Below are 20,175 nucleotides of genomic sequence, written 5' to 3' on the forward strand. Positions count from 1 at the left end.
ACATTAAATTACATAGGATGAACATCACGGAAAAGCACTTTTAACAAGTTTTTTTATCCTACTGCCTCAATTAAATCTAATTGAATTTCATCTTATGCAATGATTTTTATCGCTTTATCGAACTGGAAGATTCACAAATCTGTTCAAAATACAAAAAGGAGGAGAAACTCATGGATATGATTTTTCTATCGCGTTTGCAATTTGCTTCAACGACCATATTCCACTTTTTATTTGTTCCCATTTCTATTGGTTTAGTATTTATTATCGCAATCATGGAATCTTTTTATGTGAAAACAGGGAATGAAGAATACAAAAAAATGGCAAAGTTTTGGGGCAAATTATTTTTAATCAATTTTGTTATTGGTATTGTTACAGGAATTCTTCAAGAATTCCAGTTTGGTATGAACTGGTCTAACTATTCTCGCTTTGTTGGTGATGTATTCGGAGCACCACTTGCAATTGAGGCATTGCTCGCTTTCTTTATGGAAAGCACCTTTATTGGACTTTGGATATTCGGCTGGGACCGTTTATCAAAAAAAGTACATTTAGCATGTATTTGGTTGACTGCATTTGGAACAACGATTTCTGCCTTCTGGATTTTAGCAGCAAACAGCTTTATGCAGCGCCCAGTGGGATTTGAAATTAATAATGGCCGCGCTGAAATGAATGATTTCTTTGCACTTATTACAAACGGCCAAGTTCTTGTTGAGTTTCCTCATACTGTGTTTGGAGCACTAGCTACTGGCGCATTTTTAGTATGTGGAATTAGTGCTATTAAATTGTTAGGCAAAAAAGATGTTGATTTCTTTAAAAAATCCTTTCAAATCGGGATTACCGTTGCATTAAGCGCTACGTTTCTAACGCTTGTTGCCGGTCATGCCCAAGCACAATTTTTAGTAGAAACACAGCCAATGAAAATGGCTGCTAGTGAAGGATTATGGGATGAAAGTGAAGATCCAGCACCATGGACCGTGTTTGCCAATATTGATGTAGAAAACAAACAAAATAGCGGAGAAGTAAAAATTCCTTATCTACTAAGCATCCTATCTTACAACACATTAGATGGCAGCGTAAAAGGCATGAATGATCTGCAAGCAGAGTATGTGCAGAAATATGGAGATGGCAATTATATCCCTCCAGTTAAAACAACTTTCTGGAGTTTCCGCATCATGGTTGCAGCAGGAGTAGCAATGATTCTCCTTGGAATATATGGCGTATTTCTGGCTTGGAAGAAGAAATTAGTTGCTAAACCTAATAAATGGTTCTACCGTTTCATGATTGCAGGAATTTCCTTACCATTTATCGCTAATACCTCTGGATGGATTATGACAGAGATTGGCAGACAGCCATGGACTGTTTTTGGATTAATGACAACAGAAGATAGTATTTCCCCAAGTGTTTCAGCTGGGCAAGTATTATTCTCTATTATTGCATTTTGTACCATCTACGCGATATTAGGTGCTATCATGGTTTACTTATATGTAAAAGTTATTAAAAAAGGGCCATATTTGATGGAAAAAGAAGATACAAAAGTAACGAATGACCCGTTTGCGAAGGAGGGTTTCCATGCTTGAGTTAAATGTTCTTTGGTTTATCTTAGTCGCTGTTTTGTTTATTGGATTCTTCTTTTTAGAAGGTTTTGATTTTGGAGTTGGAATGTCAACAAAGCTTTTAGCAAGAAATGATATGGAAAAACGAATACTCATTAATTCTATTGGTCCTTACTGGGATGCAAATGAAGTGTGGTTAATTACTGCAGGGGGCGCCATGTTCGCCGCTTTCCCTCATTGGTATGCTACAATGTTCAGCGGATTTTATACACCGCTTGTAGTTGTTTTATTAGCGTTAATCGTTCGGGCAACAGGATTTGAATTCCGTGCAAAAGATAGCCACCCTGCATGGAAAAAGGCATGGGATCTGTGTATTTTCTTAGGAAGCTTCCTTCCTCCTTTATTATTTGGCGTTGTTTTTGCTTGTTTTATGCAAGGACTGCCAATTGATAAAAATATGGAATTAAAGGCTGGCTTCTTTGATGTTGTAAACTATTATACATTAACCGGCGGGCTTACAGTATTAGTCCTTTGCCTTGTGCATGGACTAGTATTTACTACCTTACGTACCGTTGGAGACTTACGAGAAAGAGCAAGAAATTTAGCACAAAAGCTTTTGCCTTTATTAGGTATCTTATTATCGTTATTTTCCGCATTAACTTATATTAAAACAGATATTTTCCAAGAACGTGGCTTAATCCTTTCCTTTATCTTCTCATTAGGGGTTATTGCCTTTGTTGTTGGGGGATTCTTTATCTCTCGAAAAATGGATGGATGGGCTTTCGGGATGACTGGTGCCGTTATCGCCTTATCTTTTGCTTCCATTTTCATCGGCTTATTCCCTAGAGTAATGGTTAGCTCAATAAGTGATGCATATAGTTTAACCATTCAAAATGCAGCTTCCGGTCACTATTCTTTAAAAGTGATGACAATTGTAGCCCTAACGCTTCTGCCATTTGTTCTTGGCTATCAGATTTGGAGCTATATTGTGTTCCGGAAACGTATTACTGAGAAGTCTCATTTAGAATACTAATGGATAAAAATCTTTTAAAACTTACTAGGATCAAGCCGATTCTCGCAACTATAGGAATATTAACCATTGTGGAAGGAGCTGCTATTATTCTGCAGGCCAAATGGCTTGCAGAAATAATAGCCTCTTTATATAACGGAGAAAACTATCAAGAGCAATATGTAAAGATCATATTGTTCTTATTAGCTTTTTTAGGGAGGCATTTTTTACACACTATCCAACAAAATATCGCTGCAGCATTTGCTGAAAAAACGAGTAAAGAGCTTCGTCTTCAGTTAATGCAAAAACTATTTGAATTAGGTCCTAAGTACACCAAGAAACAAGGAAGCGGAAACATTGCTGCACTTGTCCTTGAAGGGATTAGTCAATATAGAACATATTTAGAGCTTTTTCTACCAAGAATGCTGGCTACAGGAATAGTTCCAGGCATGATTATTCTATATGTATTTTGGAATGATTGGCTATCAGGTGTAATCTTAACAGTTACAATGCCGATTTTAATCGGATTTCTAATACTTGTGGGCATGGCAGCTAGCAGCCAAATGAATCGACAGCTTGCCACCTACAAAATCTTATCTAATCACTTTTTGGATTCTTTAAGAGGACTAGACACACTGAAGTTTCTAGGTAGAAGCAAACAGCATAGCGGAAATATCGAAAAGGTAAGTGAACAATATCGCGGGGCAACGATGAAAACATTGCGATTAGCCTTCTTATCCTCCTTTTCTTTAGACTTCTTTACCTCTCTTTCCGTTGCAGTGGTGGCAGTAAACTTAGGATTACGCTTAATAAATGGTGATTTAGTTTTATTACCTGCCTTGATGATTCTTATTTTGGCACCAGAATTTTTCCTGCCTGTTCGAATGGTCGGAGCTGATTATCACGCAACATTAGACGGAAAAGAAGCTGGGGATGCAATCCAAACGATTATCCAAACCCAAAAATCTGCCAAAATGACTGGACAGTCTATTTCTTTAGGTACAAAGCCTTCCTTAACGTTTGACCATGTTACCTTTCAGCATCATCCCGAGGAAAAAGCAACCTTAAAGGACCTTTCCTTTATGATTGATGGCTATAAAAAAATTGGCATTGTCGGTGAAAGTGGCGCGGGGAAGTCTACGCTTATTGACCTCCTAAGCGGTTTTTCTCAACATTGTGCGGGGAGCATTTCTGTAAATAGTGTGTCTTTACCTAGCCTTATGACAGAGGAATGGAGACAGCTGACTACGTATATTCCGCAATCTCCTTATATCTTTAGCATGACATTACGAGAAAATATCTCCTTTTACCAGCCAGATGCTGCCGACGAGGAAATTATCCAAGCATTAAAAGCGACTGGTCTATACGACATTTTTACTACTTTTCCTAATGGTCTAGATGAATTATTAGGAGATGGAGGAAGAAACTTAAGTGGCGGGCAGGAACAAAGAATTGCTTTAGCACGAGCATTTTTAACCAATCGAAAAATCATGCTGTTAGATGAGCCAACCTCTCATTTAGATATTGAAACAGAGTTCGAATTAAAAGAAACGATGCTACCTTTATTTAATGAGAAACTAGTATTCCTTGCAACCCATCGTCTTCATTGGATGAAAGAGATGGATTCAATTATCGTCATGGATCAAGGCACTATTGTAGAATCAGGCACACATGAAGAGCTAGTCGCAGCAAAGGGCTTTTATTATAAGCTATTACAACAGTAAGGAGGATGACTCTAAAAATGAATGAAAACAAATGGATTTCTCCATTTCTGAAAGCAAATAGTGGCCGAATTGTCTTAATTCTTTTCTTGAGTGTCCTAGCTTTACTTACAGCTGCGATGCTTACCTTTACTTCTGGCTATCTTATTTCTAAATCAGCCATTCCAGTCGAAAATATATTAATGGTTTATGTACCAATTGTTGGCGTAAGAACCTTTGGTATCAGCCGGGCTGTATTTAGCTATTTGGAAAAATTAGCTGGTCATCATACAGTTCTGCGCATTTTATCGAAAATGCGGATGAAGCTATATCAAATTTTAGAACCACAAGCTTTGTTTTTAAAAAGCAGATTTAAAGTTGGCGATATGCTAGGGATTCTTTCTGATGACATTGAAAAACTGCAAAATATATATTTACGGACCATTTTCCCAACCTTTGCAACCTCTGTTTTATATATATTAGTGGTATGTGCTATTGGAATATTGGATATTCCTTTCGCCATTCTCATGGCAATTTATTTAGGTCTATTATTATTCGTCTTTCCTATTCTTTCTTTAGTGCTCATGCGCAAAAACCAAAGAGAATTTAAACAAAGAAGAAACGGGCTATATCAAAAATTAACGGATAGTATTTTAGGCATTAGCGACTGGGTTATCAGCGGTCGGTCGAAAGGCTTTATAGAGGAATACGAAAAAGAGGAAGCGATTGTTGCGCAACTCAACTATAAGCTTGTTCAATTTACTCGTTGGCGCAACTTTGCTTCCCAAGCAGTTGCGGCATTGATTATCCTTTCTCTCGTTTTCTGGTCTAGTAAGCAATATATCGATGGCGCTATTCCTGTTACATTAATTGCTGCTATTATTCTAGTTGCCTTGCCAATCCTGGACGCTTTTCTAGTCGTTTCTGATGCATTTGAAAAGCTGCCAGCCTACCAAGACTCGTTGGATAGACTTAGCAAACTGAATGTTCCTGAACAGAAAAACGAAAGAGTTCGTCCAATCATAGACACCGATATAGTCGATATTCAAGTTGATCAAATTACTTATCAGTATGAGAAAGAACAAACCTCATCCCTATCTAATGTTAGTTTAGATATTCCACAAGGGAAAAAAATTGCCATCATCGGTCGTAGCGGTGCTGGTAAATCAACCTTACTGAAATTGATTCAAGGAGTAATCCAGCCAACAACAGGAAGAGTCACCTATAATGGAGAGACATCGGCTTCGTTTCATGCAGACACTTCTTCGATTATATCTGTGCTCAATCAAACACCTCACCTCTTTGCAACAACGTTACGAAATAATATTTTACTAGGGGTAGAAGAAGCATCGGATAAAGAACTAATAAAAGCGATTAAATCGGCTCAATTAGAGGAGTTAGTTTCATCCTTGCCAAATGGGTTGGATACTTTTATGGAGGAAACAGGCCAACGTTTTTCTGGCGGAGAGAGACAAAGAGTAGCACTAGCCAGAATATTGCTCCAAAAGACTCCTATTGTTATTATGGATGAACCAAATGCCAGTCTTGACCCAAAAACAGAAAAAGCATTACTTAAAACAATCTTTACAACATTGGAAGGAAAAACAATGATCTGGATTACCCATCATCTTGTAGGTGTAGAAGAGATGGATGAAATTATCTTTATGGATCAAGGAGAGATCGTTCTGAGAGGAAGTCATCAAGAACTGCTAGCTACAAGCAGCCGCTACCAGCAATTATATGCATTAGATCATCCAGAATGAATCCGATAATAGGCGAGTCTTCATTAAAGAAGGCCGCCTTAATGTTTTATTTGTTTCGGTTCTTCCTCTGTTACCTTTTCGCAAAAGAGCCTTTGAGGATACCTCTTTACTAAGACATGTTGAACGGCCTGCCCTGCTCTTAAAAATTTAATGAATTACATCTTCTACTCTTGCTTCTGTAACTTGGATTAAATTGTTAACTGCCAATTCAATTTGAACACCAATCTTCCCTCCACTAACAATAATCGTGGATTGCTTGTTCACACTCTCATCCAAGATTGTCTCATACTTTTTCTTCATGCCGATTGGTGAACACCCACCCCGAATATAACCAGTTGTTTTTTGAATATCCTTTACGGCAATCATTTCTAGCTTTTTTGCATTGACTACTTTTGCTGCTTTTTTTAAATCAAGCTCTGCTTCAACAGGGATAACAAATACATAAATTCCATTCCCCGTATCTTTCACCACAAGTGTTTTATACACCATTTCGATTTCTTTACCAATCTTACCCGCAACGGATATACCGTCCATTTTCCCATCTTTATTTTCATAGGTATGTACACTGTAGGAAATCTTTTCGGCATCCAAAATGCGCATTGCATTTGTTTTGGTAATAGCCATAGCTATATACACTTCCTTTCCTAACACTGGTAATTTTTCTCTAATTAAACCATATCATATCGTTACCCAAAATGAATATTAATTATTTCAGAACCAAAGCCCCATATTCTTCATATAGTATGGAAAGTAGAAATCGACTTGCTGGGAGGAATAAAATGAAACCGACCTATCAAGATGCCCTTGCCTATTTCGGGGTGAGCGGTGCACATCCAGGTGGCTTAACATTAACAAAGTTCTTATTGGAACAAGAAAAAATTACGACCCATACAACATTACTTGATGGCGGCTGCGGCACTGGCCAAACTTCAGCTTATATAAAAAAAAACTACCCCTGTGCTGTCACAAGTATTGACTATCATCCTACAATGGTGCAAAGAGCAAAAGAACGATTTAAAAAAGAAAATCTGTCGATTCAATTAGTGCAAGGAAGCCTAGAAAAGATGCCCTTTCCTTCCAACAGCTTTGACATCATTTTAATAGAATCTGTACTAATTTTCACTAATTGCAGAAATTCCCTTGCCGAAATTAAAAGAGTGCTCAAGCCAGGCGGCATCCTACTGTTATTAGAAATGACTGCGGAAAGAAGTCTCCATGCAATAGAACATCAGAATATGTGTGAAGTTTATGGCATTGAAAAGGTCTATACAGAAAAAGAATGGATAGATTTAATGAAGGAAGCGGGTTTTCCCAAAGTAGAAATAAAACTTGGACACTCTGTTTTTTCCCATATGATGACGGGAATGGAAAAGGAAGATGAAGCAATTGATAGAACGGTACCAACGAATGTCCAATTAGAAGGTAAATTGATGGACCATTCCTATATTCTTTATACTTACGGGGATATAATCGGCTACCGAGTATATAGAGCTAGTTTGTAAAAAAAGAGGCTCTCGGTGGATTAGCCTCCATTTGAGAAACCTCTTTTTATTATTTTCAGCTGTCCTTTAGTAAAGCTTTATGAATCCATATAGCTGCTTGCGATCCTTCTCCCATTGCGATTGTAACCTGTTCCGAATGAGCCACAACATCACCTGCTGCCCAGACGCCATCTATATTAGTCATTTTCGTACGCGCATTCACGATAATATGATTATTCTCCATTATCTCGACTCCTAAAGGCACTGCTAAATCTGACTTTACTTTATTCCCGCCAAATGCAATAAAACTATGCTTTGTCTCGAGCATCTTTCCATTTTCCAATACATACCCTTTGATTTGGGAATCATCTGCTAATACTCGATCTATTCTCTCTGTATAAATGGAAATTCCACTATCACTTAATTGTCTAGCCAGCTTTTCGCAAGTAGTCTCTCCACCATGATTAATATACGTAATATCGCTTGTCCAATACAACAAAGTAAGGGCCATATTTGCCCCAACATTTCCATTTCCAATCACTATTGTTTTTTTATCCTTTACTTCATATCCATCACAATCCGGGCATAAGTAGACGCTGATTCCCAGACAAGGGTACAATTCGGCAAATGGGGGAACATTATCCATAACACCTGTTGCAAGGAGAATTTTCCGAGATTGAAACAGACCCTTTTCAGTTGCTGCCGTAAAATGCCCCTCTTCCTTTTTTAAAGAAGTAACGGTACTCTTAAGAAACTCTACCCCAAGGCTTTCTGCCTGTTTCCTTCCTAAACTCCGCAATTCTGAGCCGCTGATTCCATTAGGATATCCTAAAATATTATGGTAGCTTTTACATATCGTAGATCGACCATCCTCTGCATCAATAATCAGCACATCATGATTATATCTTCCTAATTGAATCGCTGCCTGCAATCCCGCTATGCCACCGCCTATAATAATGCAATCAAGAATTTTGGTCATCTTTTTCCCTTCTTTCTTTTAGTCAAGCCAGTTTCTTTAGTTTTTACGAGGAGACAATTCTTATTCTTCCAAAATACTATCCGCTATAGCGGAATAAAAAAATGGCTATGTATTACGGGATTCCCGAATACATAGCCATTTAATCTTATCTTATGAAGATACTACTTCTTCTTTGAAAAATTGCGGTAAGTGCTCTTTATGTGCTTCTAGCATTTCATCCAAAATTTGTTTTGCCACTTTGTCTGACGGCAACAACGGATTAATCGTCATAGCTAATAATGCGGTATGATAACTTCCTGTAACTGCCGCTTCTGCCGCCACTCTTTCAAAGGACTTAATTTGTTGAACAAGTCCGCGAACTGCAACAGGCAGATCACCGATCGCAATCGGTTTTGGTCCGTCTTTTGTGATAATACTGCTAATTTCTACAGCTGATTCATTTGGAATGCTTGCAATAGCTCCATTATTTATTGTATTGACAGGCTGAATATCTCTTCTGTCATTGTACATAGAATCAATTAAGCTGCAAGCTGCATCACTATAATAAGCACCACCTCTTTTTTCTAGCTGCGGCGGTTTTTTATCTAAGTTTTCATCCTTATAAAGTTCAAACAGCTCTTTTTCTAATTGCTGAACGACTTCAGCACGTGTACCTTGTTCTGCTGCTTCCTCCAACTCATTTTGCAGCATTTCTGCTTGCTTATAATAATAACGGTGATATCCACAAGGAATAACTCCTAATGCTTTAATAAAGTCTGGCTCCCAGTCAATAGCAGCAATATTCCTCATCGTATCACTTTTATGCTTCGACATTTTCTCTAAAAAGTCTGGCGTAATGTTCTTCCCATCTAAATATACATTTAACCCAAATACCATATGGTTCAAGCCAGCAAAGTCAACATGCACACGACTAGATTCTACTTCTAACAGCTTAGCGATACCCATTTGAATAGAAATCGGTACATTACATAGCCCGACAATCTTCTTCCAATTACTATGACGAAGAACAGCTTCTGTTACCATTCCAGCTGGGTTTGTAAAGTTAATGAGCCAAGCGTTTGGACACAGCTCTTCCATATCCTTTACAATATCTAAAATGATAGGAATGGTTCTTAATCCTTTAAACAGCCCTCCTGGACCATTCGTTTCTTGCCCAATCACATTATACTTTAGAGGGATTCTTTCATCTTTAGCACGTGCAGCTAGTAGGCCAACTCGAAATTGAGTTGTAACAAAATCTGCATCCTTAAGCGCTTCTCTTCGGTCTAGAGTTAAGTGAATTTCAATTGGTAAACCTGCTTTCTTCACCATTCTCTTCGCTAGATTTCCAACAATATTAAGCTTTTCTTCTCCTTCAGGAATATCTACTAACCATAGTTCCCGCACAGGTAATGAATCATATCTCTTAATAAACCCTTCCACTAATTCAGGTGTGTAGCTTGACCCACCGCCGATAGTAACAATTTTAATCCCTTTTCCCATAATAGATCGCCTTCCTTTTCTACTTATTTCTGCAATCCCTTACAAAATTACCGATTAAATGAATGTCTCTTCACTTACAACCTTAACGTCTAACTAGACCCGAGTAAATAGGATGCTGGGAATTAGGACTTTTTCACACATAATGGAACGTGTTCCAAAAGAGAAACGTGTTGTTTCACAAGGATTCTGCCTCCCTTTTAGAAAAGAACAATAGAATTACTTTGCTTTATTGCTTAAAAAAAACTTGATAAAGGGGCTTTACCCTTTATCAAGTGACTTTTTCCGAGCGTTTGCCCGAAATATTAATTGATTAATTACTTCCGAAAACATTAAACCCATTGCAATAGATCCTGAAATTAAGCAGACCTTTGCTGCTAAGCTTACCGCTACATAATAATTATTCTCGACAAAATTACGCATCGCATTATAAGCAGTTCCCCCCGGAACTAAAGGAATGATTCCTGCGACACTAAATATAATAACTGGTGATTTATATATTCGGGCGAACACTTGACTTATGACGGCGACAAGAAAGGAGCCTGACAAGGCCGCAATTACTTCATTTTGATGAAAATGAACAATTGTCCAATATGCCATCCATCCAATTGTTCCTACAAATCCGCATTGAATTAATAATTTCCGAGGAATATGAAAAATAATTCCAAAGCCAAACGTTGCAACAAAGCTAGTTATTGCCTGTGCTAAAAATTCATTCATTACTTATTCCTCTCCTTAAAAAACAAAAAATGCAACGGCAATCCCTGAACCAATTGCTGTAGCTGTTAAAAAGGCCTCTGCCCCTTTTGAAATACCAGATACTAAATGACCTGCTATTAGATCCCGCACCGCGTTCGTAATAAGCAAACCTGGTACAAGCGGCATTACAGAGCCGATAATAATCTTATCTACCTCTTGACCAAAACCAATGGAAACAGAGAAAAAAGCTACTAGTCCAATAACAAATGCTGCCGAGAGCTCAGCAAAAAACTTTATTTGCAAAGCCTTATGAAAATACAAGGAACACAAAAAGCCTAAACCACCAGCTAGCAATGCAGGGATAAAATCGCCCCAAACTCCATCAAACATAATTAAAAAACAGCCACTTGCAATGGCAGCTGCGATGACTTGAAAGGAATCCGAATACGTACATTTTTCATCTTCCACATCTTTCAATAAATGGTACGCTTCCTTCATACTCACTGTTCCTGTGCTTATTTTACGTGAAATATCATTTACTCGAGCTACCTTTTCTAAATTAGTCGTCCGCTCAATAATCCGATTTAATTTCGTCTTTGTCGGTTCTACCCCTTCTAACGATAAAATAATGCCTGTTGGGGTTACAAAGCAGTCAGAATCGGTCACGCCATATGCAGTTGCTATTCTTGTCATTGTATCTTCTACTCGATGGGTCTCCGCTCCATTTTGGAGCATAATACTTCCTGCTAATATGCAGATCTCCATAATGTCATATGTTTTTTCCACTGATATATATGTCATACTATCTCTCCAACTAAAACAGTATAGGTACTCTTAAGATCCTCCATTAGACGCTTTATCTCATCAGTACTTTTAGCATTCTTTATTGATCATTTTAAAAAGCTATTTTTATCATAAGCAACAAATTACAGTTTATATGAAATATGGCTATTTTATCAATAATTGAAGGGAAAATAAAATGGAGGAATTTTTATTAACAAAACAGAAGAGTGAAAAAAATTTTTTCCAAAATAAAAAGTCCATTATGACATCAAATGGACTAAAAAAATAACATATAGTGTTTTTTATTAATCGTTCTGGATGCCAAATCTCGCATTGATTTGACCACGGAGCATTTGCTTTTTGACTTTCCGCTCTTCTTCTTCCTTGTTTTTTTTCATAATCTCTTGTCTAATTTCATGTGTTCGAACGCCTTCTTCTCGTTTATTAGCAATCTCAATTAGTCTTTCTACATCAGAGAATGAATATTTTCTATTTCCTCTTTCTGGTCTCTCCGGAAAAATTAATTTTCGCTGTTCATAATATCGAATTTGTCTTTCCGTTAATCCAGTTAGTTCACTTACAACACCAATAGTAATGACCTTTCTTTTCTTATAGGATGGTTCATGATCCATTACATCTCACCTCATGAAGTAAAGTAGTATTCTCATTTATCTTAATTATAATACTTTTCAGATAAAGAAAAATACCTTTTGTTATATTTCCTAACACAAAATTAAAAAAATAGGTAAGATTTCCTTACATTTTCAATGATTTTTTCTATATTTTCCGTTAAAATGCTAAATGTATAAACGATATTTTTTAATTTTCAGCCAAGGAATAGGTAATCGGTATTATTTTTTGTAAATGGAGAGGAGCCTTCTTAGATGATAACCAAAGAAGCAGTCGATTTAGCTAAAAAGATTGTGGAACTTGATCTTTTGAGAGACGAGATTTGGGAACACTTAGCAGAAGTTGCGGGTGAACACGCCCATGAACTTCTTCGAATTGTTCAGAATAGCTAAACAAACTGTATAACCTTTACAATTCATGTTGTTATATAGAGGAATTCCCAATCAAAATTGATTGATGGATTCCCCTTTATGTTTATAAACAGCGATTCTATCATTCATTTATTTTCAAAGAAACAAATCATGTCACCTAATTGTTAATAAACCTAACATCATTTTATAAGAATTTACCTACAATCGCAAGTGATTGTCTATTTTTTATAATATAAAAAAAAACCATCTGTTAGTAACCCATTAAAATGGGGAACTAACAGATGGTGATGATTCATTAAATACTAACATCCTTCTTTTTGAAAAACCAAAAAGTGATGATCATGATTATTGCATAGTAAACAAATAAGATACCTAAAGACATCGGCATGGTTACTGTTTCGATTATTTTATCTTCAAACAAGAAAATCGTTTGGTCTAAATGTGGGAACACTAACAATTTTAGCCATGCATACTTTTCAGCTAATGATTGAATAATTTGGCCAATTGTTGAGGATACAAACAATATAAATACCCCAACACCCACTGCAATTGCCTGATTTTTAAATAATGTCGATAGCATAAAGGATAAAGTTAATACAAACAATAATCCCGGTAAATAATATAGGATGCTTTTCAAAAAGAACGGTCCACCACTTGCTACAATCTGGTCAACTGTCCCAAAAACAAGCACTTTATCTTCAAAATTTCCTACTCCAAAGAAAACAATACTTACTAAATAGCCAACAATCATTAAAAATGCAACTAAAATGGCAGTATATATCAATAAAGCAATATATTTAGATAAAAGGATTGCCCAACGTTTATACGGTCGAATCAGCAATTGCTTAATGGTTCCATCAGAGAATTCCGAGGAAACGCTGCCCGCGCATATAATTACCACAAATAAAGTTACTAGAGACTTCATGCCAATAACCATTCCATTCATATTGGACCAAGTAGTTGAATATGGACTGACATCCTGCTTTAAATTATTTTGATAATCTTGGATTTTCATTTCAATCGATTCTTTCGTATCATCCCAATCAAAATCTTTTCCACTTTCTATTAGACTATCCTCTGTCTTAGCTGTAGGCAGCTTCTGTTCCAGCTCGGTTATTTCCGCTTGCACTTTCGCTCGCCAGTCATCTCCTTTATATTGGGGAGTTATCTTCGTTTCCAAGAAACTTCCGCCAATAAGGGCAAATAAGAGAATGATCGGAAATATCCAGCTGTTTTTCTTTTCCCAAATCTTTATAAGTTCATTTTGTACTAATCCAATCATTTTGTTTCCTCCTCTCTCTTCTGATTGGTTATTTCTAAGAAGCGATCCTCTAATGTAGCTTTTACAACATAAATGCCGTATACGGCAACATTGTTCTCGACAAACAGCTTATTAACAAGAGGAATTGAATCTTTAGGCAGCTTCGCCATCAACTCGCTGCCTTTTACGGAGCTTTCTTCGACTTCATATTCACTATTACGAAGGAGTTCAACCGCTTTTTCCGGCGAGTCTAATTCAAACGTTACTTCCCTTACACTTACTTCTTCTTCCGAAACCGTTTCATCCATATTGGAGATATGAATTAATTTTCCCTTTTCAATAATCGCAAATCGATGACACATTAATTGCATTTCCGATAAAAGGTGAGAAGATACTAAAACAGAAATCCCTTCGCTCGCCAATAAATGCAAATAATCACGAAATTCGCGAATCCCTTGGGGGTCTAAACCATTTGTAGGTTCATCTAGAATAAGAAGAGCTGGTTTATGTAATAACGCCTGCGCAACCCCAAGGCGCTGTCTCATACCAAGTGAATAGGTCTTCACTTTTTGATGAATGGCATTTTCTAATCCTACTAGTTTAATTACTTCATTAAAGCGTTCTTCCGAAATTGGCTCTTTAGCCATTCTTGCATAATGCTTTAAATTCTTATATCCACTCATATATTTATAGAACTCAGGATTTTCTACGATCGCACCTAAGCTGCTCATCGCTTCTGAAAAATTCTCATCCACGTTATAGCTATCTATGACCACTTTTCCATTCGTTCTATTTATTAGATTAACAATCATGCGGATAATCGTTGTTTTCCCCGCTCCGTTTGGACCTAATAACCCAAATATCTCCCCTTTTTCCACAGAAAAACTAACATTATCAACAATGTTCCTGCCTTTAATTCTCTTAGTGAGATTTGTGACTTCTAATGCATTTAAGCTCATTTTTTTCTCCCTTCTATATAATTGCTCTAAAGTAGTTCCCTCTACCCACAAGATGTATTCCTTCACTTTCCGTATACTAATACGATTTTTTTCCAAAAAAGTTTCAATTAAATAAACTTTTTTGGAAATTTTTTTCTCCAATATGACAACAGACTGGCTGATTACATGTTTTTTCTAATGAGAGCAGGCCAAATTTGCTATAACTCTTAGGAAAAACAAATAAAAAAACCGCTCGCCTTTGATTTATTCAGAGGGAACGGTTGTGGCTATTCTTATAGAATTATTAAACAGTGGTTGTTGATAAATTGTTAATAAGTTCTTGAACTGATTTATACTCATAACCAAGATCTTTCGCTACTGGAGCAGAGGTGATTTGTCCAGCAAAAGTATTTACACCTTGTTTAATAGCGTAATTCGTTTCAATTGCTGTTACTGCGCCTAGATTAGCAATTTGAAGTGCATATGGCATTGTTACATTTGTTAAGGCAATCGTAGATGTTCTCGGAACAGCACCAGGCATATTTGCTACAGCATAATGCACAACTCCATGCTTCACATAGGTAGGATTATCATGGGTAGTGATATGATCTACTGTTTCAAAAATCCCACCTTGATCAATTGCCACATCCACAATAACAGAACCTGGAGCCATCTTCTTCACCATCGCTTCTGTTACTAGCTTCGGTGCCTTTGCACCTGGAATTAATACAGCACCAATCACCAAATCTGCATTCACTACAGCTTCTTCAATGTTTGCTGGGTTAGAAATAACAGTACTTAGGCTTGCACCAAATTGATTATCTAACTCTCTTAATCTTTCTGGATTTAAGTCTAACAACGTTACATTCGCCCCTAAGCCAATGGCGATTTTCGCTGCATTCATTCCCACAACTCCACCGCCAATGATGGTTACATTCCCTTTTTTGACACCAGGGACACCTGCTAATAAGATTCCCTTTCCTCCATGAGGCTTTTCTAAGAACTGAGCACCAATTTGAACAGCCATTCTTCCTGCAACCTCACTCATTGGTGTCAATAATGGTAATTTACCATTTACTTCAATTGTTTCATAAGCGATTCCAGTCACGCCATTCTCCGTTAACGCCTTTGCTAGTTCCTGTTCTGCCGCTAAATGTAAGTACGTAAATAAAATAAGTCCTTTGCGGAAATATTGGTATTCTGAAGCGAGCGGTTCTTTTACTTTTATAATCATTTCTGCTGTATTCCATACTTGAGCAGCTGAGTCAATTATCTGCGCACCTGCCGCCGCATATTCTTCATCTGTAAAGCCACTGCCGATTCCTGCATTTTGTTCTACTAAAATTTCGTGGCCCCCATTCTTTAAATAAGACACACCGGAAGGAGTAATTGCGACCCTATTTTCATTGTTTTTAATTTCCTTTGGGATACCAATAATCATGAGAATTCCCCCTTGTTATAAAAACTAACACTAATTGTTAGTTGTCTTAATATTATAATAGGACGAATTCAGAAAATTATCTTTGTTAAAATTAATGAAACAAAAATCGCTCATTTGTGAAAAAACACAAAGGGAAAAGAGGAAAGGTTTCTAATCCTATTTCTATTCTTTCTGCCAATGCATTAATTTTAAATCTAAGTAGATCATAAATTTTTGACTAGGCACCGACAAATCCACTTCCATGATTTCTACCATCCGCTTTAAACGATAAGTAAGCGTATTAGGATGGATGTGCAAACGTGCAGCTGTCTTTTGAATATTTTCACTTTCATCTAAATAAGCTTCTAAGGTTGCTAATAATTCTGTATGATGGGTTGAATCATATTTTTTTAGATTTCGAATGGCAACGTTTTCCGATCCATCTTGTCTTCGTTTTTCTAAGAGGATATCTAAAAACTGATAGATACCTAACTCTTGGTAGTGAACGAATGCCCCTGCTTCCTGAGGGAATTTCTCACGTACCTCTAAAACAGTCCTCGCTTCTCTGAAACTCTTTGGTATATCTCGATACTGTTTGTAAATTCCTCCAAAGGACCCCCTTACTTCTTTAATAGAAAATCTTTCTTCTAGGTTTTGTTGAAAACTACTAATAAATTTTTTATAACAAGCAATAGAATCCCCGTTATCCTCAAGGGGAGTTGCCAAAATAATTAATTCGTTATCTTCAATAGTGGAGAAAGAAATTTTTACATCTTGGGATACCTTCAATAGATAGAGGATATGCTTTTCTATTTCCTTTGTAATCATTTTAGAAAACGGAAAAATCATCACCGTAAAGCAAGCTGCTGCAGGCATTCCCATTTCCTTTAATTTTTCGTCTATATCTGTCTCTTTCACATACCCAGTTAACATTCTCCAAAAAAATTCTTGATTGTCCTGTAAAGTAGGAGTTTTGCTTCTAGCAAAGCGTGACAATAAATGACGCGCTACTGACGCCGCGTTCTCTAAAAACCCCATCTTTTCCTCTGTTAGAGGGGTACCCATTTCAATGGCCCAAATATATCCGATTACCTCCTCCCCTCTCCAAATGGAAACTGCCACCCGATTTCCAAGGCCGATTTCCTTTTTCTCTTTAATTCGAATTGGCTTTTTACTTTGAAGAAGCTGCGGAATCACTCCATCCTTCCATAAACGATTGATTACTCTCTCCGGAACCCTGCGGCTAATTATGGTAGAGATTCTGACCATATCCGTTTCTTCGTCATGACTGCTGTATACTAGCACACGATGATGAGGATCCTCCAACGTAATCGGACATCCTAATAATTCACTAACATGATCTACAAAACTTTCAAGGGAATCATACATATCCCTTCTAAACGGGTTTCGCGGCTCAGCTGTCATCCATCTACTCCTCTCCAAAACGCTTACTAAAATCGTTCAATCTTGTTATATCTTTATTTTATCTCGTTTATAACGCTTTCAACAATAAGAATCTTTAGAAGATTATATTCTTTCGGCCAAAACAGTGTCACTTCTCATTTGCTTGTTCTCTCTAGTAAAAAGCATTAGAGGTTGTTTCCCTTTTATCTTTCCCCCAACAAAAAACCTCTCAAAAGAATTTACTCCTTTGAAAGGTCTGTCATGCAGGATTAAATTAGCCGTTTATTAGGCTTGTTTCCATTAATATCTTTGTTTCTTTTATCCTTTGCATATTATAAGATGATTCTTGCATTAATGTCTCATCTATATAAGCGGGATGTGTCATTACTTCAATGCTTTTTCCAAGTTCCACACGCTCTCCTAATTTTTCAAAATAATTCTCTGTAATTCCATCACCATAGAAATCATCAAAAAAAATATCGGTTAATATTTGAATATCCGTAAAATGAGAACCTGCATTTCTCACAGGTATCTCATACTTATCTGATAACCTTTTTATCACTGGATAGAATTCTTTTATTCCGTGCACATGATGATGACTATCTAAATGAGAAGGAGTAAGATTGGCAGCAAGGTATTTTTCAATTTGTGCTGTCCATTCTCTTTCTAAATCATCTAAGCTTATAGATTCTGGATCACCATATACCAATGTCTGCTTTTTAAAATTACCTGCTTCATCTACAAGTGTTGGAACATCATGTAAAAGTGGCCTTCCCCATGTTAATACAAGATGGACGCCAACCTTTAAAGAAGGTGTATCCTTTGCTAAGGTGATGGCATGCTTTGTCGCTTTTGCATTCATCATCATGGTTGTGGAAGTAACAATTCCCTTAAGATGGGAATCAACAATTCCATAATTGACTCCTCGGCTAAAACCAAAATCATCTGCATTAATGATTATTTTTGTCATGGATTCGTCTCCTTTAAAGCTAGTCATGTGTTTCATTCAGCATAACTCCGCTTTTACATACGAATACTTTCCTTTTCCGTGAAAAACTGTGGTAAATATTCCTTATGTGCTTCAAGCATCTCATCTAGGATCAGTTTAGCAATTCGATCGCTTGGGACAAGGGGATTAATGGTCATAGCAAGCAATGCTTTATCATAGTTACCGGAAATAGCTGCTTCTATCGCTACCCTTTCAAAGGACTTGATTTGGGTTACTAATCCTTGAACTGCTACTGGAAGTTCTCCAACTGCTATTGGCTTGGGACCATCCTTGGTAATTATACAGCTTACTTCTACCGCTGATTCATATGGAATTCCTGTAATGGCACCATGATTAGCAGTATTCACCGCTTGAATATCACATTTATCTGTATAAATAGAGCAAATTAAACGTACAGCAGCGTCACTATAGTAAGCTCCTCCGCGCTTTTCTAACTGAGGGGGTTTAATCGCTAATTCTGGGTCTTTATATAATTCAAACAACCCCTCTTCTAACTTCTGTACAACCTCTGCTCGCGTTTTCCCCTTTTCTGCTTCCTTTAATTCCTGGGCGAGCACATCTCCTGTTTTATAATAATAGTTGTGATAAGGGCAAGGAAATAAATTCAATCCTCTTAAAAACGAGGGTTCCCAGCCCATCGCGTGAATATTTTGCATCGTAATAGCCTTTTCCGGATCTGTGATTAACTTAATGACCTGTTCCTTTACACTTTTACCATCTATATAAACGTCTAGGCCGTAAACCATATGATTTAACCCTGCAAAATCAATTCTTACTCTGGCAGGATCAACTGCTAGTAAATCAGCAACCCCCCGTTCCATCCCGATTGGCACATTACACAAGCCAGCAACTTTTGTGATACGACTGTGGCGAAGAACTGCTTCTGTTACCATTCCAGCTGGATTTGTAAAATTTATGAGCCAGGCATTCGGACAAAGCTCCTCCATTTCTTTCGCTATTTCTAAAATAACCGGAATAGTTCGAAAAGCTTTAAATAACCCCCCAGGTCCATTTGTTTCCTGTCCGATGACTCCATACTTCAAAGGAATTTTTTCATCAAGTGCTCTTGCAGCGAGCTGACCGACTCGTAATTGTGTTGTCACAAAATCCGCTCCCTCCAGAGCCTTTTTTCGATCCAGCGTAAGAAGAATATCAATAGAAACTCCCGCTTTCTTTACCATTCTACGCGCAAGCTCCCCAACAATTTCTAACTTTTCCTTTCCTTCCTCAATATCTACCAGCCAAATTTCTTTAACTGGTAACTCGTTATGATATTTAATAAAGCCTTCTATTAGTTCCGGTGTATAGCTTGAGCCACCTCCAATAGTTACAATTTTTAAACCGCGACTCATTCTACCGACCCCTTTCTCGTTGTCTGTTGCATACACTCCTGCCGTAAATCAATTATTTCAACCGCAAGATCCTTCAATGTCATTGCATTCATTAAGTGATCCTGTGCATGAATAAGAATAATCGGAATCATAAATTGATCTCCGCCGGCTTCAAGATGGAGTAATTTGGTCTGGATTTTATGAGCCTCCGATAGTTCTGTTTCCGACTCTGTTATCTTCTTTTTGGCTTCAGCAAAATCCTTTTTTTTCGCGTCTTGAATTGCTTCCATCGCAAAGCTTCTCGCATTTCCACTATGTAATATCAGCTGAAAGGAGAGTTGGTATAATTCTTCCTTATTCATGTTTGC

At 37.2% G+C, this 20,175-nt stretch carries 19 protein-coding genes; 6 read left to right on the forward strand and 13 right to left on the reverse strand.

The annotated features are described in order from the left end of the window. The first annotated feature begins 170 nt into the window (after nt 1-170). From NSS71_RS18075 to cydC, 4 genes are read left to right on the forward strand one after another with little or no spacing between them, the layout of a single operon-like run. Nucleotides 171-1,574, forward strand: coding sequence for a cytochrome ubiquinol oxidase subunit I (locus NSS71_RS18075; RefSeq protein WP_047940813.1), 1,404 nt, complete (start codon nt 171-173; stop codon nt 1,572-1,574). Next, nucleotides 1,567-2,583 carry a cytochrome d ubiquinol oxidase subunit II gene (cydB, locus tag NSS71_RS18080; RefSeq protein ID WP_095322000.1) on the forward strand — a complete coding sequence of 339 codons (1,017 nt, stop codon included), beginning with the start codon at nt 1,567-1,569 and terminating at the stop codon, nt 2,581-2,583. The genes NSS71_RS18075 and cydB overlap by 8 nt, the downstream gene beginning before the upstream one ends. After that, complete coding sequence (cydD, locus tag NSS71_RS18085; protein ID WP_341151893.1) at nt 2,583-4,283, forward strand: thiol reductant ABC exporter subunit CydD; 1,701 nt, start codon at nt 2,583-2,585, stop codon at nt 4,281-4,283. The genes cydB and cydD overlap by 1 nt, the downstream gene beginning before the upstream one ends. A gap of 17 nt (nt 4,284-4,300) precedes the next feature. Next, nucleotides 4,301-6,022, forward strand: coding sequence for a thiol reductant ABC exporter subunit CydC (gene cydC / locus NSS71_RS18090; RefSeq protein WP_341151894.1), 1,722 nt, complete (start codon nt 4,301-4,303; stop codon nt 6,020-6,022). 147 nt (nt 6,023-6,169) lie between these two features. Here cydC and ybaK read toward each other — a convergent pair whose 3' ends face one another. Beyond that, nucleotides 6,170-6,646 carry a Cys-tRNA(Pro) deacylase gene (ybaK, locus tag NSS71_RS18095; protein WP_047940817.1) on the reverse strand — a complete coding sequence of 159 codons (477 nt, stop codon included), beginning with the start codon at nt 6,644-6,646 and terminating at the stop codon, nt 6,170-6,172. Between the two features lie 155 nt (nt 6,647-6,801). On the opposite strand from ybaK, the gene NSS71_RS18100 reads away from it, so the two are divergent. Beyond that, nucleotides 6,802-7,524 (forward strand): class I SAM-dependent methyltransferase, encoded by a 723-nt coding sequence (locus NSS71_RS18100; RefSeq protein ID WP_061796924.1) that lies wholly within the window; start codon nt 6,802-6,804, stop codon nt 7,522-7,524. Nucleotides 7,525-7,579: 55 nt separating this feature from the next. Here the strand turns inward: NSS71_RS18100 and NSS71_RS18105 are convergent, their stop codons facing one another. The 5 genes from NSS71_RS18105 to NSS71_RS18125 form a co-directional block, all read right to left on the reverse strand. Then, nucleotides 7,580-8,482 carry an NAD(P)/FAD-dependent oxidoreductase gene (locus NSS71_RS18105; protein ID WP_144544756.1) on the reverse strand — a complete coding sequence of 301 codons (903 nt, stop codon included), beginning with the start codon at nt 8,480-8,482 and terminating at the stop codon, nt 7,580-7,582. A 150-nt stretch (nt 8,483-8,632) separates the two neighbouring features. Further along, nucleotides 8,633-9,964 (reverse strand): 6-phospho-beta-glucosidase, encoded by a 1,332-nt coding sequence (locus tag NSS71_RS18110; protein ID WP_047940820.1) that lies wholly within the window; start codon nt 9,962-9,964, stop codon nt 8,633-8,635. 258 nt (nt 9,965-10,222) lie between these two features. Continuing rightward, nucleotides 10,223-10,681 (reverse strand): threonine/serine exporter family protein, encoded by a 459-nt coding sequence (locus tag NSS71_RS18115; RefSeq protein WP_047940821.1) that lies wholly within the window; start codon nt 10,679-10,681, stop codon nt 10,223-10,225. A gap of 15 nt (nt 10,682-10,696) precedes the next feature. Continuing rightward, a complete protein-coding gene (locus tag NSS71_RS18120; RefSeq protein ID WP_047940822.1) occupies nt 10,697-11,461 on the reverse strand; it encodes a threonine/serine exporter family protein in 765 nt (254 codons plus the stop codon). A 287-nt stretch (nt 11,462-11,748) separates the two neighbouring features. Then, nucleotides 11,749-12,075 carry a MerR family transcriptional regulator gene (locus tag NSS71_RS18125; RefSeq protein ID WP_047940823.1) on the reverse strand — a complete coding sequence of 109 codons (327 nt, stop codon included), beginning with the start codon at nt 12,073-12,075 and terminating at the stop codon, nt 11,749-11,751. Nucleotides 12,076-12,327: 252 nt separating this feature from the next. On the opposite strand from NSS71_RS18125, the gene NSS71_RS18130 reads away from it, so the two are divergent. After that, the gene (locus NSS71_RS18130; protein WP_162837571.1) at nt 12,328-12,465 is read left to right on the forward strand and encodes a hypothetical protein; all 138 of its coding nucleotides are present in this window, start codon (nt 12,328-12,330) and stop codon (nt 12,463-12,465) included. 274 nt (nt 12,466-12,739) lie between these two features. On the opposite strand, the gene NSS71_RS18135 is transcribed toward NSS71_RS18130, so the two are convergent. From NSS71_RS18135 to NSS71_RS18165, 7 genes are all read right to left on the reverse strand, one after another. Further along, complete coding sequence (locus tag NSS71_RS18135; protein ID WP_144544754.1) at nt 12,740-13,726, reverse strand: DUF2705 family protein; 987 nt, start codon at nt 13,724-13,726, stop codon at nt 12,740-12,742. Further along, nucleotides 13,723-14,664 (reverse strand): ABC transporter ATP-binding protein, encoded by a 942-nt coding sequence (locus tag NSS71_RS18140; RefSeq protein WP_047941032.1) that lies wholly within the window; start codon nt 14,662-14,664, stop codon nt 13,723-13,725. The genes NSS71_RS18135 and NSS71_RS18140 overlap by 4 nt, the downstream gene beginning before the upstream one ends. Before the next feature lie 283 nt (nt 14,665-14,947). Further along, nucleotides 14,948-16,084, reverse strand: a complete 1,137-nt coding sequence (gene ald, locus NSS71_RS18145) for an alanine dehydrogenase (protein ID WP_047940825.1) — start codon at nt 16,082-16,084, stop codon at nt 14,948-14,950. Between the two features lie 162 nt (nt 16,085-16,246). After that, nucleotides 16,247-17,488, reverse strand: coding sequence for a PucR family transcriptional regulator (locus NSS71_RS18150; protein WP_047940826.1), 1,242 nt, complete (start codon nt 17,486-17,488; stop codon nt 16,247-16,249). 253 nt (nt 17,489-17,741) lie between these two features. Further along, nucleotides 17,742-18,437: a chitin disaccharide deacetylase gene (chbG, locus tag NSS71_RS18155; protein WP_047940827.1), complete on the reverse strand. Its 696-nt coding sequence runs from the start codon at nt 18,435-18,437 to the stop codon at nt 17,742-17,744. 53 nt (nt 18,438-18,490) lie between these two features. Beyond that, nucleotides 18,491-19,828: a 6-phospho-beta-glucosidase gene (locus NSS71_RS18160; RefSeq protein WP_047940828.1), complete on the reverse strand. Its 1,338-nt coding sequence runs from the start codon at nt 19,826-19,828 to the stop codon at nt 18,491-18,493. Next, nucleotides 19,825-20,169, reverse strand: coding sequence for a PTS lactose/cellobiose transporter subunit IIA (locus tag NSS71_RS18165; protein WP_341133401.1), 345 nt, complete (start codon nt 20,167-20,169; stop codon nt 19,825-19,827). The genes NSS71_RS18160 and NSS71_RS18165 overlap by 4 nt, the downstream gene beginning before the upstream one ends. Nucleotides 20,170-20,175 lie beyond the last annotated feature (6 nt).

Source organism: Niallia sp. FSL W8-0951, from assembly GCF_038006525.1.
Classification (GTDB): domain Bacteria; phylum Bacillota; class Bacilli; order Bacillales; family Cytobacillaceae; genus Niallia; species Niallia circulans.

Bases quoted from the DNA above. Each gene is read 5' to 3' on its own strand.
- chbG (WP_047940827.1), bottom strand. From the start codon at position 18,437: ATGACAAAAATAATCATTAATGCAGATGATTTTGGTTTTAGCCGAGGA.
- NSS71_RS18140 (WP_047941032.1), bottom strand. From the start codon at position 14,664: ATGAGCTTAAATGCATTAGAAGTCACAAATCTCACTAAGAGAATTAAA.
- ybaK (WP_047940817.1), bottom strand. From the start codon at position 6,646: ATGGCTATTACCAAAACAAATGCAATGCGCATTTTGGATGCCGAAAAG.
- cydD (WP_341151893.1), top strand. From the start codon at position 2,583: ATGGATAAAAATCTTTTAAAACTTACTAGGATCAAGCCGATTCTCGCA.
- cydC (WP_341151894.1), top strand. From the start codon at position 4,301: ATGAATGAAAACAAATGGATTTCTCCATTTCTGAAAGCAAATAGTGGC.
- ald (WP_047940825.1), bottom strand. From the start codon at position 16,084: ATGATTATTGGTATCCCAAAGGAAATTAAAAACAATGAAAATAGGGTC.
- NSS71_RS18110 (WP_047940820.1), bottom strand. From the start codon at position 9,964: ATGGGAAAAGGGATTAAAATTGTTACTATCGGCGGTGGGTCAAGCTAC.
- NSS71_RS18165 (WP_341133401.1), bottom strand. From the start codon at position 20,169: ATGAATAAGGAAGAATTATACCAACTCTCCTTTCAGCTGATATTACAT.
- NSS71_RS18100 (WP_061796924.1), top strand. From the start codon at position 6,802: ATGAAACCGACCTATCAAGATGCCCTTGCCTATTTCGGGGTGAGCGGT.
- cydB (WP_095322000.1), top strand. From the start codon at position 1,567: ATGCTTGAGTTAAATGTTCTTTGGTTTATCTTAGTCGCTGTTTTGTTT.
- NSS71_RS18125 (WP_047940823.1), bottom strand. From the start codon at position 12,075: ATGGATCATGAACCATCCTATAAGAAAAGAAAGGTCATTACTATTGGT.
- NSS71_RS18135 (WP_144544754.1), bottom strand. From the start codon at position 13,726: ATGATTGGATTAGTACAAAATGAACTTATAAAGATTTGGGAAAAGAAA.
- NSS71_RS18115 (WP_047940821.1), bottom strand. From the start codon at position 10,681: ATGAATGAATTTTTAGCACAGGCAATAACTAGCTTTGTTGCAACGTTT.
- NSS71_RS18105 (WP_144544756.1), bottom strand. From the start codon at position 8,482: ATGACCAAAATTCTTGATTGCATTATTATAGGCGGTGGCATAGCGGGA.
- NSS71_RS18160 (WP_047940828.1), bottom strand. From the start codon at position 19,828: ATGAGTCGCGGTTTAAAAATTGTAACTATTGGAGGTGGCTCAAGCTAT.
- NSS71_RS18075 (WP_047940813.1), top strand. From the start codon at position 171: ATGGATATGATTTTTCTATCGCGTTTGCAATTTGCTTCAACGACCATA.
- NSS71_RS18130 (WP_162837571.1), top strand. From the start codon at position 12,328: ATGATAACCAAAGAAGCAGTCGATTTAGCTAAAAAGATTGTGGAACTT.
- NSS71_RS18120 (WP_047940822.1), bottom strand. From the start codon at position 11,461: ATGACATATATATCAGTGGAAAAAACATATGACATTATGGAGATCTGC.
- NSS71_RS18150 (WP_047940826.1), bottom strand. From the start codon at position 17,488: ATGACAGCTGAGCCGCGAAACCCGTTTAGAAGGGATATGTATGATTCC.